The sequence below is a fragment of the Streptomyces sp. NBC_01551 genome, assembly GCF_026339935.1.
Classification (GTDB): domain Bacteria; phylum Actinomycetota; class Actinomycetes; order Streptomycetales; family Streptomycetaceae; genus Streptomyces.
Genome location: NZ_JAPEPX010000001.1, coordinates 2,100,673 through 2,116,071 on the forward strand (window position 1 = coordinate 2,100,673; position 15,399 = coordinate 2,116,071).

The 15,399-nt window shown below is 73.8% G+C and carries 11 protein-coding genes and 1 pseudogene; 8 read left to right on the forward strand and 4 right to left on the reverse strand.

Features of this window, described 5'->3' with window-relative positions:
• Positions 1–146 precede the first annotated feature (146 nt).
• From OG982_RS09425 to OG982_RS09455, 7 genes and pseudogenes are all read left to right on the forward strand, one after another.
• The gene (locus tag OG982_RS09425) at positions 147–1,439 is read left to right on the forward strand and encodes a hypothetical protein (RefSeq protein WP_266792083.1); all 1,293 of its coding nucleotides are present in this window, start codon (positions 147–149) and stop codon (positions 1,437–1,439) included.
• Positions 1,440–1,552: 113 nt separating this feature from the next.
• Complete coding sequence (locus OG982_RS09430) at positions 1,553–2,497, forward strand: glutamate ABC transporter substrate-binding protein (protein ID WP_266792082.1); 945 nt, start codon at positions 1,553–1,555, stop codon at positions 2,495–2,497.
• A 56-nt stretch (positions 2,498–2,553) separates the two neighbouring features.
• Positions 2,554–3,813 (forward strand): hypothetical protein, encoded by a 1,260-nt coding sequence (locus tag OG982_RS09435; protein ID WP_266948293.1) that lies wholly within the window; start codon positions 2,554–2,556, stop codon positions 3,811–3,813.
• Positions 3,810–6,463: pseudogene (locus OG982_RS09440) on the forward strand (tetratricopeptide repeat protein). Before OG982_RS09435 ends, OG982_RS09440 begins: the two are co-directional and overlap by 4 nt.
• A 3-nt stretch (positions 6,464–6,466) precedes the next feature.
• Positions 6,467–8,149 carry a protein phosphatase 2C domain-containing protein gene (locus OG982_RS09445; protein ID WP_266948295.1) on the forward strand — a complete coding sequence of 561 codons (1,683 nt, stop codon included), beginning with the start codon at positions 6,467–6,469 and terminating at the stop codon, positions 8,147–8,149.
• Between the two features lie 17 nt (positions 8,150–8,166).
• On the forward strand, positions 8,167–9,495 hold the full coding sequence (locus tag OG982_RS09450) for a VWA domain-containing protein (RefSeq protein ID WP_266948297.1): 1,329 nt from the start codon (positions 8,167–8,169) through the stop codon (positions 9,493–9,495).
• Between the two features lie 47 nt (positions 9,496–9,542).
• A complete protein-coding gene (locus OG982_RS09455; protein ID WP_266948299.1) occupies positions 9,543–10,661 on the forward strand; it encodes an FHA domain-containing protein in 1,119 nt (372 codons plus the stop codon).
• On the opposite strand, the gene OG982_RS09460 is transcribed toward OG982_RS09455, so the two are convergent.
• Positions 10,658–11,653, reverse strand: a complete 996-nt coding sequence (locus OG982_RS09460; protein WP_266948301.1) for a methyltransferase domain-containing protein — start codon at positions 11,651–11,653, stop codon at positions 10,658–10,660. The genes OG982_RS09455 and OG982_RS09460 overlap by 4 nt on opposite strands.
• A gap of 143 nt (positions 11,654–11,796) precedes the next feature.
• Here OG982_RS09460 and OG982_RS09465 point away from each other — a divergent pair, with 143 nt between their 5' ends.
• A complete protein-coding gene (locus OG982_RS09465) occupies positions 11,797–12,201 on the forward strand; it encodes a globin (protein WP_266788045.1) in 405 nt (134 codons plus the stop codon).
• 133 nt (positions 12,202–12,334) lie between these two features.
• Here OG982_RS09465 and OG982_RS09470 read toward each other — a convergent pair whose 3' ends face one another.
• From OG982_RS09470 to ettA, 3 genes are read right to left on the reverse strand one after another with little or no spacing between them, the layout of a single operon-like run.
• Entirely contained in the window at positions 12,335–13,057 is a 723-nt protein-coding gene (locus OG982_RS09470) for a hypothetical protein (RefSeq protein WP_266948303.1), read from the reverse strand.
• Positions 13,054–13,518 (reverse strand): thioesterase family protein, encoded by a 465-nt coding sequence (locus OG982_RS09475; RefSeq protein ID WP_266788043.1) that lies wholly within the window; start codon positions 13,516–13,518, stop codon positions 13,054–13,056. Before OG982_RS09475 ends, OG982_RS09470 begins: the two co-directional genes overlap by 4 nt.
• Before the next feature lie 10 nt (positions 13,519–13,528).
• Positions 13,529–15,193: an energy-dependent translational throttle protein EttA gene (ettA, locus tag OG982_RS09480; protein WP_266788042.1), complete on the reverse strand. Its 1,665-nt coding sequence runs from the start codon at positions 15,191–15,193 to the stop codon at positions 13,529–13,531.
• Positions 15,194–15,399: the final 206 nt, after the last annotated feature.

Here is a 15,399-nt window from a genome sequence, read left to right on the forward strand (position 1 = left end):
CGTCACTACGGCCATACTGCTGCGGAGCAAGAGGGACCGAGGGGGAGGTCACGGTGGTCGTCACAGCACGCGCGCTCGCGCCCGGGGGCGGCCCCGCCGCGCCTGCCGCCCCGCCGCCGGCGCGGGGTTCCGCCTGGTCCGAGGGTGTGGAGCAGCTGCGCCGGGCGGCGACGACCGAGCCCGGCAAGCTGCGCATCATCGGCGCGGGGCTGGCCGCGGTGGTGCTGCTGTTCGGCCTGGTGACGGTGTGGGAGATCTCCGACCGGGCCGCCGCCGCCGATGACGTGGTCAGCCGCAGCCAGCCGCTCAGCGCGGACGCGGCGAGCATCTACCGCTCCCTGGCGGACGCGGACACGGCTTCCTCCAGCGGGTTCCTCGCCGGTGCGCAGGAGCCGCACGAGGTCCGCCAGCGGTACGAGAAGGACATCGCCAACGCCTCCCGGCTGCTGGTCAGCGCGGCCTCCAACGCCGGGGCCGGCGACAGCTCCCGCAAGGAGATCGCGCTCCTCGGCGAGCAGCTGCCCCGGTACACCGGGCTGATCGAGCAGGCCCGGGCCACCAACCGGCAGGGCCTGCCGCTCGGCGGCGCCTATCTCCGGTACGCCAACGAACAGATGAGCACGGTGCTGCTGCCGGCGGCTCAGCGGCTGTACGAGGCGGAGACCGGCCGGCTGTACACGGACTACGACGACGCCCGGTCCTGGCCGCTGGCCGCCCTCGCCGCGGGCGTGCTCGCGCTGGCCGCCCTGGGCTGGGCGCAGCGGCGCAACTACCACCGGACGAACCGGGTCTTCAACCACGGTCTCGTCGCCGCGACGGCCGCCTCGATGGTGGTGCTGCTGTGGCTGGCGGTGGGGCAGGGCGTCGCGCGGGCGGGGCTGAGCGAGGCCCGGTCGGACGGCCAGGAGTCGCTGAAGGTGCTCAACGACGCGCGGATCGCCTCGCTGCAGGCGCGGGCCAACGAGAACCTGACGCTGATCTCGCGGGGCGCCGTACTGGCCGATGACAAGAAGTCCGACAAGTACGACGTGGACTTCACCGCGAACATGAAGCAGCTGGACGACGGCCTGGCGAGAGCGCTGCGGCTCGCCGACGACGACAGCGGCCGTACGCCGGTCAGCCGCGCCGCGAGCGGTGTGACGCAGTGGAAGCAGCGGCACGCGGCGGCCCGTGAGAGCGACCTGAAGGGCGACTACGAGGGCGCCCTGCCCCAGGTCATCGGGGACGCCGACCACAAGGACAGCAGCGGCGCCTCCTTCGACACGGTGGACGCCTCGCTGGAGCTGGCTGTGGCCCATGAGCAGAAGGAGTTCACCCGGGCGGCCCGGGACGGGCTCGGCGCGCTGGGCGGATTGGTGACGGGCGCGGCGGCCCTGGCGGTCGTCGGCGCGGCGGCGGCGCTGCTCGGTATCGGGCGCAGGCTTTCGGAGTACAGGTGAGAGCGATGCGGACGATACGAGTGCGGCGCGGTGCGGGCGAGGGCGACGCACCCCGGGTGTCGGGGGTGCGCCGGCTGGCGGGCCGGCTGCGCGGCTGGGGCGGGGTCACCGCGATGGCCGCGGCCTGTGCGCTGACGGCCGCGGCCGTGCTGCTGCCACTGGCCCAGGCCGCGCCGGAGAGCGGCGGGCCGGCGACGGTCCACCCGCCCGCGGCGGTGCAGGTGGCGCCGGATGCGCTGTGGGGCCCCGGGGACACCTGCCAGGACCCGGAGGCCAGCCTGCGCCCGTCCGCGGTGGACGGGCCGACGATCGAGCGGATCCGCAGCGCGGGCAAGCTCGTCGCGGGCGTGGACCAGAACAGCTTCAAGTGGGGCTACCGCAATCCCGACGGCCACCTCGACGGCTTCGACATCGCCCTGGTCAAGGCCATAGCCAAGGACATCCTGGGCGACGAGTCCAAGGTGATCTACCGGGCCATCCCCACCAGCCAGCGCATCCCGGCCCTCCAGGAAGGCCGCGTCGACATCGTCGTGCGGACCATGACGATCAACTGCAAGCGGCTGGAGGACGTCGCCTTCTCGACGGCGTACTTCGAGGCCGGGCAGCAGGTGCTGGCCCCCAAGGGCTCCACGATCACCGGGTACGACGCCTCCCTGAAGGACCGGAAGATCTGCGTCGCCGCCGGCTCCACCGCCGAGGCCGCCCTCGCGTCACAGTCGTACGGCTCGGCGGCGGTCACCGTGCCCAACCAGCTGGACTGCCTGGTGCGCCTCCAGCTGGGCGAGGTGGACGGCATCATCACCGACAACGCCCTCGCGGCCGGCCAGGCCGCCCAGGACCCGTCGGTGCGGCTCGTCGGCTCCCCGTTCACCAAGGAGTTCTACGGGGTCGCGATGAACAAGGAGGCCACCGATCTGGTGCGCCGCGTCAACAAGGTGCTGGAGAACTACCGCGCGGGTGGGAACGACAGCCCGTGGATGGTCGCCTACCGTGCCCACTTCGAGGGTGTGCTGCCCAAGGCGGTCGCACCGCCCGAGCCCAAATACCGGGACGGCTGAGGCCTGTGGCGGGATCGGAGCCCTACGTGAGGCGACCGGAAGCGGGACCTGCCCTGATGGACCGGGACGAGGTCGACCGCGCGCTGTCCCGGCTGGGCGCGGAGCACGAGGCCGTCGAGACCTCGCTGCTCGCCCTCCAGGACCACGCCGGGCGGCGGCTGCTGGAGGGTGCCGGGCTGACCGGTGTCACCAAGGAGCGCTGGACCGCCGCCGACGCGGCGATCACCCGGCTGTGGACGTACTTCGAGGCGTACACCGGGGCGCTGGACGCCGCCCGGCGGATCCGCGAGCGGCGCCGCTGGCCGAGCCGTGACGACCTGGTCGAACTGACCGACCGGCTGCGCGGACCCGGCGTGACGATCGCCGGGGCCGGGGTCGAGGGCGCCGCGCTGGCGGAGCGGTTCTCGCTCGCCGAGCTGGTGGCCCGGATGAACGAGTTGTACGCGAGCTCGCTGGACGTGGTGGTGGCCGCCGACGCGGTGTGGTCGGCGCTGCCCGCCCGCATCGACCTGCTCGCCGCCGAACTGCACCGCACCCGCTCGCTGGCCCACTCGGTGGGGGTGCGCCCGGGCGAACACCCCTCGGGGGACGACCTGGAGGACATCACCGCCGAGCTGGCCGAGCTGCGGGAGCGGGTGATCGCGGACCCGCTGGCGTTCTGGGTGCCGGTGGCGGGGAGTTCCGCGCCCGGCGGCGGCCGCCCGGACACCGGCCGCTACGACCGGGCGGCGCGCGCGTTGGAGGACGTACGCCGTGAGGTGGAGGCGGTGCTGGACGTTCGGCAGGACGCCGAGGCCCGGCTGATCAGCCTGCGGGACGTGCTCTCGCGGGCCGACCGGACCCTGGCTGAGGCGCGGACGGCGCGCGGCGAGGTGCTGGCGAAGATCGCGGCGTCGGAGGTCCCGGCGGTGAGCGGGCCCCCGACGGCGTTGCAGGAGCAGCTGGCGGCGGCCGCGGAGCACCGTCGGCAGGCCCGGTGGCACCGGCTGTCGCCGCTGCTGGAGTCGTTGGAGGAGCGGGCCGAGGAGGAACTCCGCCGGGCCCGCGAATCGTTGACCGCGGTGACGGCCCCGCTGGCCGTACGGGCGGAGCTGCGCGGGCGGCTCGACGCGTACAAGGCGAAGATGGCACGGCACGGCATGGCCGAGGATCCGCTGCTGATCGAGCGGTACGACACGGCCCGGCGGATGCTGTGGAGCGCGCCCTGCGACTTGCGGGCCGCGGAGCAAGCCGTGCTGCGCTACCAGCAGGCGGCGGCCGAGGCACTGGCGCCGCGGCAGTACCGGCCCGAGGGGCCGGGGGAGGAGGACGCATGAGTCTGGCCGGAACCGCGTGCGTTCGCCCCGGCTGCCCGGGGACGTACGAGGACATGGGCGGCGGCGAGCTGTACTGCGACACCTGCGGGCTGGCGCCGGTCGGCTCCGTCGCGGCGGGCGCGGAGGAACTCGTGTCGCCGCCGACGGGGATGACCAGCGCGGCGCGCCGCGGTGAGGCGTACGGATCCCAGGGGTCACAGGCGTCTCACGGGTCGCATGGATCCCAGGGGTCTCACGGATCCCAGGGGTCGCAGGGCTCGCACGGGTCCGGGCGGTCCTCGTCGGCCTCGGCCCGTTCCTCGCGGTCCTCGCGTTCGTCCTCGTCCCGGCGCTCGGTGTCGGGGCGGCTGTCGCGCTCGCTGTCGGGAGCCGCGTCCACCCGGTCGGTGTCGGTGCGCAGTTCCTCCTCCGGGGCCTCGGCCTCGGGGCGCAGCCGGCTCGGGGCCGGGCTGGTCAACGTCCCGGAGGTACCGCGTCCGGACCCCTCGGCGGCAGTGCTGGAGAACCCGGAGGTGCCGGAGCGCAAGCGGTTCTGCTCGCGCTCGGACTGCGGGGCCCCGGTCGGCCGGGCGCGGGGCGACCGTCCGGGCCGGACGGAAGGGTTCTGCACCAAGTGCGGGCACCCGTACTCCTTCGTGCCCAAGCTGCGCGCGGGTGACGTGGTGCACGGCCAGTACGAGGTGGCGGGCTGCCTCGCGCACGGCGGCCTCGGCTGGGTGTACCTGGCGGTGGACCGGGCGGTCTCGGACCGGTGGGTGGTGCTCAAGGGCCTGCTGGACACCGGGGACCAGGACGCGATGGAGGCGGCGATCTCCGAGCGGCGCTTCCTCGCGGAGATCGAGCACTCCAACATCGTGCGGATCTACAACTTCGTCGAGCACCTGGACCAGCGGACCGGTTCGCTCGACGGGTACATCGTCATGGAGTACGTCGGCGGCAAGTCCCTGAAGGAGATCGCCAACGAGCGGCGCCGGCCCGACGGCCGGCGCGACCCGCTGCCGGTGGAGCAGGCGTGCGCGTACGGCATCGAGGCGCTGGAGGCGCTCGGGCACCTGCACAGCAGAAACCTTCTGTACTGCGACTTCAAGGTCGACAACGCGATCCAGCAGCAGGACCAGCTGAAGCTGATCGACATGGGCGCGGTACGGCGGATGGACGACGAGGAGTCGGCCATCTACGGCACGGTGGGCTACCAGGCGCCGGAGGTCGCGGAGTTGGGGCCGTCGGTGGCCTCCGACCTGTACACGGTGGCGCGCACCCTGGCGGTGCTGACGTTCGACTTCCAGGGCTACACGAACGTGTTCGTGGATTCGCTGCCGGATCCGGAGCACATCGAGGTCTTCGGCCGGTACGAGTCGTTCTACCGGCTGCTGGTACGGGCGACCGACCCGGATCCGGGTCGGCGGTTCGCGTCCGCGCAGGAGATGGCGGACCAGCTGACGGGTGTGCTGCGGGAGGTGGTCGCGCTCCAGACGGGGCGGCCGCGGCCGCAGGTCTCCACGCTGTTCGGGCCGGAGCTGCGGGTTCCGGACACCCGGCTGTTCGCGGACGCGGCGGGGGCGGAGGTGTCCCGGCTGGGGGCGCGGGCCGTCTCGCGCAAGGGGCGGCCGTCGTCGGCGGCCGCCGGTGCGGGCGTCCCCGCGCCGCGCCGGGCCCCGGAGGGGATCCGGCGGCGGGTCCGGCCGCGGATCCGGCGGCGCAGGCCGTCCGGCACACGGAGCTCGCCTCGCTGGACGCGCACGTCGCGGCGCTGGCCCTGCCGGTGCCGCTGGTGGACCCGGCCGACCCCAACGCCGGTTTCCTGGCGGGCCTGCTGGCCTCCGCGCCGGCCGACCTGCTGGGCGCGCTCGGCTCGGCGGCCGCGGACTCGGCGGAGCTGCGGCTGCGGGAGCTGCGGGCGCGCCTGGAACTGGGCGAGCCGGAGGTGGCCGGGGCCGAGGGGCCGCTGGCGCGGCTGGAGACCCTGTATCCGGACGACTGGCGGGTGGTGTGGGCACGCGGGATCGTCTCGCTGGCCGGCGGGGACGACGAGACGGCGGCCCTGTCCTTCGACGCCATATACGACGCGTTCCCGGGCGAGCCCGCGCCGAAGCTGGCGCTGGGCCTGTGCGCGGAGATCCTGGGGCAGCTGGACAACGCGGCCGAGTACTACCGCCTGGTGTGGGCCACGGACCCCGGTTTCGTCAGCGCGGCGTTCGGGCTGTCCCGGGTCCAGCTGGCGGCGGGCGACCGGGCCGGGGCGGTGGCGACGCTGGAATCCGTGCCGGAGGCGTCCATCCACTACACCGCCGCACGGGTGGCGGCGGTACGGGCACGCCTGCGCGACCGCTCTCCCGACGAGGCCCTGCTGCCCGACCTGACGGCGGCTGCCGCGCAGGTGGAGGCCCTGGAGCGGTTCGGCCTGGACGCGCAGCGGCACGAGCGGTTGTCGACGGAGGTTCTGGGCTCGGCCCTGGACTGGGTACTGTCGGGTAGCCGGGGTGCCGACCCCGGCCGGTCCCGGCTGCTCGGCAGTCAACTGGACGAGCGGGGGCTGCGCTTCGGCCTGGAGCGCTCGTACCGCGTCCTCGCCCGGCTGGCGCAGCGGGGCGAGGAGAGGATCGAACTGGTGGAACGGGCAAACCGTTTCCGTCCCCGGACGTGGGTGTGAGTGATGTCGATGCATCGGCTGTCGGGATGCCCGAGCTGCGCGGAACCCCTGGAGGAGGGTGACCGTTTCTGCGGTGTCTGCGGCTACGCCCTCTCCTCCCCACCCCCATCCCAGGACCACCCCACCCTCCCCCTCCCGGCCCCGGCCGGCCGGGGCCCGGCGGGCGAAGCTGCCGGCGGCCGGGGTCGCGCGACCGCTACGAGCGACCACCCCGGGCCGCAGGCTCGTGCCGCCGAAGCCCCGGGCGGGCGCGGCTACGCCGGGACCGGCACGGACACGGACGAGGCTCCGGCCTCGGCGGGCGGCTCCTGGGGGCCCGGCGCGAACGCGGCCGTTCCCGCGGGCCGTCACCGCGGGGCGGACGCCCGTGCGGGCGAGGCCGCGGGCTCCGTCGACGGGTATCCCCTCGCCGGGCCGGACGCGTACTCCGGTGCGGGTGCCGCCATCGGCGGGCCGGGGTACGCGGGCTCCGGCGGTGAGCACCACGCCCCGGCAGAGCGCGCGGGCGTGCGCCTCGACGGTGGCCGGGAGCACGGCGACGACTGCGGGTACGGGGCCGTACCCGCGCCCGGGTGGGGGAGCACGGACGAGGCCGCGCCGACGCTGGTCGGGGACGCGGCCGGCTGGTCCGCGGCCGCGTCCGTGTCGGACCCCGGCGACACCGCGCCGCGGCCGTCCGGTGAGACCGCCCCGGAGGGCACCGGTGAGACCCGGTACGACCCGCCGGGCGACGGCGGCAAGACCTGCGTCGCCTGCCGGGCCGGGCGGGTGGACACCGACGGGTACTGCGAGCACTGCGGCCACGCCCAGCCCCGCGAGCGCGACCACCTCGAAGAGGAACTCGGCAGCGTCGCCGCCGTCAGCGACCGCGGCCTGCGCCACCACCGCAACGAGGACTCCTTCGCGGTCGCGGCCACCGCCCTCCCCGACGGCTCGGCCGCCACCGTCGCCATCGTCTGCGACGGCGTCTCCTCCGCCAGCCGCCCCGACGAGGCGTCCGCCGCCGCCGCGGCCGCCGCCAACGAGGCGCTGCTGGAGGCCCTCCCCCGCGGCACCCACCCCCAGAAGGCCATGCACGAGGCGATCCTCGCCGCCGCGGCCGCCGTCAACGCCCTCGCACCCGACGTGCCGGGTGCCCAGAACGCCCCCGCCTGCACCCTGGTCGGCGCCGTCGTGAGCGGCGGCCTGCTGACCATCGGCTGGGTCGGCGACAGCCGGGCGTACTGGGTCCCCGACGACCGCGCCGCCCTCCCCCGCCGCCTCACCGAGGACGACTCCTGGGCGGCCCAGATGGTCGCGGCCGGCCTGATGGGCGAGGCCGAGGCCTACGCCGACGTCCGCGCCCACGCCATCACCGGCTGGCTCGGGGCCGACGCGTACGACCTCGAACCACACACCGCCAGCTTCAAGCCGGACCACGACGGCGTGGTGGTCGTCTGCACCGACGGCCTCTGGAACTACGCCGAATCCGCCCACGACATGGCCCAGGTGCTCCCCGAGGACGCCGCCGCCCGCCCCCTGCACAGCGCGCAGGTCCTGGTGGGGCACGCCCTCGACGGGGGCGGCCACGACAACGTCACCGTGGCCCTCGTCCCGTTCAACGCACCCCCGGACGCGGACCCCGCCGCGGCGGCGCAACCACAAGCGGAACCGCAAGCGGAAGCGGACCCCCGCACCCAGGCCTGACCCTAGGAGTCCAACCGATGGCGAACTTCGCCAAGCCGAGCGCCCCGCGCTTCAGCGTGGAGGTGTACCAGAACGAGTTCCTCCCCGAGGGCGGCCGCGACGTCCACGCCATCGTGACGGTCACCTCCACCGGCGGGGCGACCGCGACCCGTGCCGCCGTCCCCGCCCAGGCCGGTGCGGCCGTCGTGATCATGGTCGACTGCTCCGGTTCCATGGAGTACCCGCCGGACAAGATGCGCGGCGCCCGCGAGGCCACCGCCGCCGCCGTCGACACCCTGCGCGACGGCACCGCCTTCGCCGTCGTCGCCGGTACCCACGTGGCCAAGGAGGTCTACCCCGGCCAGGGCCGCCTCGCCACCGCGGACCCGGCGACCCGCGCCCAGGCCAAGGAGGCCCTGCGCGGCCTCAGCGCCGGCGGCGGCACCGCCATCGGCACCTGGCTGCGCCTCGCCGACGGCCTGCTGCGGCAGTCCCCCGCCGCCATACGGCACGGCATCCTCCTCACCGACGGCCGCAACGAGCACGAGGACCCGGCCGTCCTGCGCGCCACCCTCGACGCCTGCGCGGGCCGTTTCACCTGCGACGCCCGCGGCGTGGGCACCGACTGGGAGGTCAAGGAGGTCACCGGCATCGCGAGCGCGCTGCTCGGCACCGCCGACATCGTCGCCGACCCGGCGCACCTCGCCGAGGACTTCACCCGCATGATGGGCAACGCCATGGGCAAGGAGGTCGCGGACGTATCACTGCGCCTGTGGACCCCGGTCGGCGTGGAGATCCAGTACGTCAAGCAGGTCGCGCCCTCCGTCCAGGACCTGACCGCCCGCCGCGTCGAGGCGGGTCCGCGCGCCGGCGACTACCCGACCGGTTCGTGGGGCGACGAGTCCCGCGAGTACCACGTGTGCGTACGGGTGCCGGGCGCGGCCGTCGGCCAGGAGATGCTGGCCGCCCGGGCCACGCTCGTCCTGCCCGGAGCCCCGGGCGAACCGCCGGCCAGCCTCGCCCAGGGACTGGTCCGGGCGGTGTGGACGACCGATCTCGCCGCTTCGACCGCCATCAACCCGCAGGTCGCGCACTACACCGGACAGGCGGAGCTCGCGCAGGCTATCCAACAGGGCCTGGAAGCCCGCAAACTGGGTGATGTCGACGGCGCCACGGCCAAGCTCGGCCGTGCCGTGCAGCTCGCGTCCGCGTCGGGGAACGCGGACACGGCCAAGTTGCTCGCGAAGGTGGTGGACGTCGTGGACGCGGCGGCGGGTACTGTGCGGCTGAAAGCGAAGGTCGCGGATGCCGACGAGATGACTCTTGAAACGCGTTCGACCCAGACCGTCCGAGTGAAGAAGACCTGAGAAGAAGACCTGACGCGATGACGCAGGGTGAAGGGGGAAGGGCCGACATGCCGACCTGCCCGAACGGGCACCACTCGGGTTCCGACGACTGGTGCGAGGTCTGCGGCCACCGCATGGCTGCCTCTTCCCCTGCCCCCGCCGCCACGGGGGCTCCCGCGGCGCCGTCGTACGGTTACGGCTTTCCTCCCACCGCGGGCGAGCCGACCGCCCAGGCCGAGCTCTGCCCGCAGTGCCGGACCCCGCGCGAGGCCATGGCCCCGTTCTGCGAGGAGTGCCGGTACAACTTCCTGACGCGTACGGCGACCTCGTACACGCCGCTCGCCCCGGAACCCGGCATGGGGACCGGCGGCGGCCCGGGTGCGGGCGCGGGCATCGCCCCGCCACCGCCGCCGCCCGCACCGCCGGTGGCGCCCCCCGCACCGCCCGCGCCTCCGGTTCCGCCCGCGTACTCCCAGGACCACTTCGAGTACCAGGGATCCCGTCCCTCCCGGGTCAACCGGCCGGCCGAGCCGCTGCAGCGCGAGGACGACTGGCTGCTCCCGCCCCCGGCGCACGAGCAGCACCAGCAGCCCCACTACCAGCAGCAGCCCCCGCCGCCGCCCGCGCAGCAGGAGTACCAGCAGCCGGAGTACCAGCAGCCTGCGCAGCACCAGGAGTACGCGCCCGCGCAGCAGCAGCCCGCGTACGAGCGGCCGGAGTACGAGCAGCCGGAGTACGAGCAGCCCCGCCGGCAGCACGAGTCCTTCCCGTCCCAGGGCGGCGGCTCCTGGAGTGCGACGATCGGACCCGACCGCTCGTACTTCATGGCGATGATGCAGCGCAGCGGCCCGGACGCGGCAGGGCTCAACCTGCCGGCGTACTCCCCGGAACTCCGCCTTCCGCTCGCCGGCGGCCAGATCACCATCGGCCGCCGCCGCGCCTCCACGGGCGAGTCCCCGGACGTCGACCTGTCGGTGCCGCCGGAGGACCCGGGCGTCTCGCACCAGCACGCGGTGCTGGTCCAGCAGCCCGACGGCAGCTGGGCGGTGGTGGACCAGAACTCCACCAACGGCACCACCATCAACGGCGGCGAGGAGCCGATCCAGCCCTACGTACCGGTCCCGCTCACCGACGGCGACCGCGTCCACGTCGGCGCCTGGACCACCATCACCATCCGGCGCGGCTAGTCCGAGTACGACCGGGCCGCCTCCCCCAGGGGCCACACGTAGGGCCCCTGGGGATCGTCGAGCCATGACCACTGGCCCTCCGGGGTGACGGTCACCCCGAAGCGCTCGCGCGCCGGGCGGCCCTCGCCGCGCCACAGGTCCAGCGCCTCGCGGGCGTGCAGGGCCCCGGCGGTCAGCACCAGCATGAACTGGAAGCGCTCGTTCTCCACCAGCTCGTACGGGAGTCCGTACGAGGCCCCGGGCTCGGCGGGCGGCGCGGCCGTGGCCCCGCGCAGCGGGACGAAGTAGGCCGCGGTGTGCAGGAACCGGCCCTCGGCGAGCTCGGCGTCCCGGACCGTGAGCGCGATCAGCCCGGTCGACAGCGGTGCCAGGATCCGCGCCCCCGGGCGGCACTGGGCGAGCCAGGCGGGCGGGATCCGCGGCAGCGTGCAGGTCACCAGGATCCGGTCGAAGGGGGCGCGGGAGGGGCAGCCGCGCGCCCCGTCGCCGGTGACCACCGCCGGCCGGTAGCCGAGCGCGGCCAGGTGCGCCCGCGCGGACTCGGTGATCTCCTCGTCCAGGTCGATCGTGGTGACGCGCTCGTCGCCGAGCCGGTGGCACAGCAGCGCCGCGTTGTAGCCGGTGCCCGCGCCGATCTCCAGCACGTGGTGGCCGTCGCGCACGTCCAGGGCGTTCAGCATCTTCGCCATCAGGGAGGGCTGGCTGCTGGAGGAGACCAGCTCGCCGTCACGGAGCCGGGTCGCGAGCGGGGTGTCCGTGTACACGCCGCGCAGCCAGCGGGCCCGGCGCTCGGGGTCGGGGTCCTCGCCCCACAGCCGCTCGTGGCCGGCGCCGCGGCCGGTCCAGAAGTACGGCACGAAGGCGTGCCGGGGCACGGCCTCGAAGGCCGCCCGCCAGGCGGGATCGACCAGCACCCCGGCGGCGGTCAGTTCCCGTACCTGGGCGGCGTGCGCGATTTCCCGCATGTCGCGTACCTCGGCGTGTGCGCCCATGCCTCCACTGTCCTGCGCCGGGCCCGGGGGTGCGAACGCGCGCGGGCCCCGGCGCGGCCGGGCGCGACCGCCTGCCGCCGGCCGCCGCGAACGGGGGTCCTAGGACCGGGGTCCTCCGTCCGGGTGTCTGAGACGATGGTCAGGTGAATGACATTCCGCGGAGCACGGTCCAGGAGCAGACCTTCTACGAGCTGGTGGGCGGCGAGGACACCTTCCGCCGGCTGGTCCACCGCTTCTACCAGGGGGTCGCGGAGGACCCGCTGCTGCGCCCCATGTACCCGGAGGAGGACCTCGGCCCCGCCGAGGAGCGGTTCACGCTGTTCCTGATGCAGTACTGGGGCGGCCCGACCACGTACAGCGAGAACCGCGGCCACCCGCGGCTGCGGATGCGGCACGCCCCGTTCCAGGTGGACACGGCGGCGCACGACGCGTGGCTGAAGCACATGCGGGTCGCGGTGGACGAGCTGGGCCTGGCGCCGGAGTACGAGGAGAAGCTGTGGCGCTACCTCACGTACGCGGCCGCCTCGATGATCAACACGGCCGGCTGAACCGCAAGCGGAACCCCGACCGGAAGGCCGGCCGGGGGCGGTCGGCCCGCCCGGTCGGCCCGCGCGGGGTCCGCCGGCGCGCGGCCGGACCTGGAGCGGCCGGAACTGGACCGGCCGGACCTACACCGGCAACCTAGACCGGCCGGACCTGGAGCGCGCCCAGCCCGCCGACCCGGCCCGGGCGGCGCGTGGCGATGGAGCCGTACGGGGTGCGCAGCCGCAGCCAGCCCCCGGAGGCCAGCAGCGCCACCGGCTCGGGGCCCCCGGCAGCCGGGGCCCCGGCTGCCGCGGAGGCGACGGGCGTCCGGATCGGGCGCAGGAAGCCCAGGGACTGCGCGGCGTGCACGGCGCGCAGCGGAAGTTCGGTGTCGCCCAGCGTGCGGGACCAGATCTCGCGGCCGATGCGGTCGCGCTCGGACCGGGTCCGGTGCTGCGGGGGCAGGGCCTCGTCACGGGCCCGGAATTCGGCGACGGCGGCGGCCACGGCGCCCCTGATGGCCTCGTCGGCGGGCAGCCCCGGCACCTGTCGCCAGCCGCCGCGCGGCGGCAGCACCCCGGCCCAGGGCGGGCCGGTGACCGGCCCGGGCACGACGGCGCCCGCGGCGGCCTCGTCCACGGACTCCAGCAGCTCACCGGCGGACACCGTCAGGTCCAGCGGGGTGCCGACGGGCACGGCGAGCCGCACCGTGCGGATGGCCAGCACGTCGAAGGACGGCGGCCGCCCGAAGACGGCGAGCGCGCCGCCACCCGCCTGGAGGCGAACGGCGGCGGCGCGGTCGTAGTGCACCAGCCGGCCCAGGAAGGCGGCGAGGTCCGCCGCCTCCCCGGAGTCGGCGAAGTGCAGCTGTCCGGTCATGCCGCGAGGCGCCCTTCCGAGGCCTTGGCGCTCTGCGGCGTGTCGAGGTACTCCTCCAGGAAGCCCCGCTCCTCGGCCGTGATGCGGCGGGGCCGCCCCTCGGCGAGGTTGTAGGGCACGACCACGGTCTCGGCACGCACGTAGACCGTCTCCGGCCTGTCCGCGGTCGCCTCGTCCTTGACCTCGTAGCGGATGGTCAGGGACGCGGCGCCTATCCGGGTCACCCAGGACTCGATGAGCACCGGCTCGTGACGGTGCACGAGGGGCAGCTTGTAGTCGATCTCGTGGCGGGCGACGACGGAGCCGCCCGTGAAGGACTCGCTGCCCTCTCCCGGCGCCAGGCGGAACATGAAGTCGATCCGCGCCTCCTCCAGGTAGCGGAGGAAGACGACGTTGTTGACGTGCCCGAAGGCATCCATGTCCGCCCAGCGGAGGGGGCACCGGTATTGGTGTCTGGCCATGGTCTTCGACCTAGCCTCGGGTGAGCTTCTTGTAGGTGGCGCGGTGCGGACGGGTCGCGTCCGGGCCGAGCCGCTCGATCTTGTTCTTCTCGTAGGACTCGAAGTTGCCCTCGAACCAGAACCACTTGGACTCGCCCTCGTAGGCGAGGATGTGCGTGGCCACCCGGTCCAGGAACCAGCGGTCGTGGGAGACGACCACGGCCGCACCGGGGAACTCCAGCAGCGCGTTCTCCAGGGAGCCCAGGGTCTCGACGTCGAGGTCGTTGGTGGGCTCGTCGAGGAGCAGCAGGTTGCCGCCCTGCTTGAGGGTGAGCGCGAGGTTCAGGCGGTTGCGCTCGCCGCCGGAGAGCACGCCGGCCGGCTTCTGCTGGTCCGGGCCCTTGAAGCCGAAGGCGCTGACGTACGCGCGGGACGGCATCTCGACGTTGCCGACGTTGATGTAGTCCAGCTCGTCCGACACGACCGCCCAGAGGGTCTTCTTGGGGTCGATGTTGGCGCGGCCCTGGTCGACGTAGGAGATCTTGACGGTCTCGCCGACCTTGATCTCGCCGGAGTCCGGGTGCTCCAGGCCCTGGATCATCTTGAAGAGCGTGGTCTTGCCGGCGCCGTTCGGGCCGATGATGCCGACGATGCCGTTGCGCGGCAGCGTGAAGGACAGGTCGTCGATGAGGACCTTGTCACCGAACGCCTTGGAGAGGTTGTTGACCTCGACCACGATCGAGCCCAGACGCGGGCCCGGCGGGATCTGGATCTCCTCGAAGTCGAGCTTGCGCATCTTGTCGGCCTCGGCCGCCATCTCCTCGTAGCGAGCGAGACGGGCCTTGGACTTGGCCTGGCGGCCCTTGGCGTTGGAGCGGACCCACTCCAGCTCTTCCTTGAGGCGCTTGGCGCGCTTCTCGTCCTTCTTGCCCTCGACCTTGAGGCGCTCGGCCTTCTTCTCCAGGTAGGTGGAGTAGTTGCCCTCGTAGGGGTGCGCGCGGCCGCGGTCGAGTTCGAGGATCCACTCGGCGACGTTGTCGAGGAAGTAGCGGTCGTGGGTGACCGCCACGACGGCGCCCTTGTACTGGGCCAGGTGCTGCTCCAGCCAGTTCACGGACTCGGCGTCGAGGTGGTTGGTGGGCTCGTCGAGGAGCAGCAGGTCGGGGGCCTCCAGCAGGAGCTTGCAGAGGGCGACGCGACGCTTCTCGCCACCGGAGAGGTTGGTGACGGGCCAGTCGCCGGGCGGGCAGCCCAGGGCGTCCATGGCCTGCTCCAGCTGGGCGTCGAGGTCCCACGCGTTGGCGTGGTCCAGGTCGTCCTGGAGCTTGCCCATCTCCTCCATCAGCTCGTCGGTGTAGTTCGTCGCCATTTCCTCGGCGATCGCGTTGAACCGGTTGAGCTTGCCCTTGATCTCGGCGACGCCGTCCTCGACGTTCTCCAGGACCGTCTTGGACTCGTCGAGCTTGGGCTCCTGCATGAGGATGCCGACGCTGTAACCGGGCGAAAGGTACGCGTCACCGTTGGACGGCTGCTCGATGCCCGCCATGATCTTCAGGACGGTGGACTTGCCGGCACCGTTCGGGCCGACCACGCCGATCTTCGCCCCCGGCAGGAAGTTCAGGAAGACGTCGTCGAGGATCACCTTGTCGCCGTGCGCCTTGCGCGTCTTGCGCATGGTGTAGATGAACTCAGCCAAGAGAAACCGTCCGGCAAATCGATGGTGGGCAGATACACCCCATCTTGCCTGACGTCCATCCCTCGGGGGAAACCCGAATGGTCCCGGGGCCCTGACCTGCACACCGACCGCAGGGGGCCTGACGATCGCGGCCGTCGTCGCGCTCCGGGCCCGTTCTCGCAGGTGACGGGCCCTGGCGGCCGCCTCCGGACACCCGGGCCCTGCCT

Excerpts from the sequence above, each read along its gene's own strand:
- OG982_RS09430 (WP_266792082.1), top strand. The coding sequence starts at position 1,553 with ATGGCCGCGGCCTGTGCGCTGACGGCCGCGGCCGTGCTGCTGCCACTG.
- OG982_RS09475 (WP_266788043.1), bottom strand. The coding sequence starts at position 13,518 with ATGGCCAGACACCAATACCGGTGCCCCCTCCGCTGGGCGGACATGGAT.
- OG982_RS09435 (WP_266948293.1), top strand. The coding sequence starts at position 2,554 with ATGGACCGGGACGAGGTCGACCGCGCGCTGTCCCGGCTGGGCGCGGAG.
- OG982_RS09455 (WP_266948299.1), top strand. The coding sequence starts at position 9,543 with ATGCCGACCTGCCCGAACGGGCACCACTCGGGTTCCGACGACTGGTGC.
- OG982_RS09445 (WP_266948295.1), top strand. The coding sequence starts at position 6,467 with ATGTCGATGCATCGGCTGTCGGGATGCCCGAGCTGCGCGGAACCCCTG.
- OG982_RS09450 (WP_266948297.1), top strand. The coding sequence starts at position 8,167 with ATGGCGAACTTCGCCAAGCCGAGCGCCCCGCGCTTCAGCGTGGAGGTG.
- OG982_RS09460 (WP_266948301.1), bottom strand. The coding sequence starts at position 11,653 with ATGGGCGCACACGCCGAGGTACGCGACATGCGGGAAATCGCGCACGCC.
- OG982_RS09470 (WP_266948303.1), bottom strand. The coding sequence starts at position 13,057 with ATGACCGGACAGCTGCACTTCGCCGACTCCGGGGAGGCGGCGGACCTC.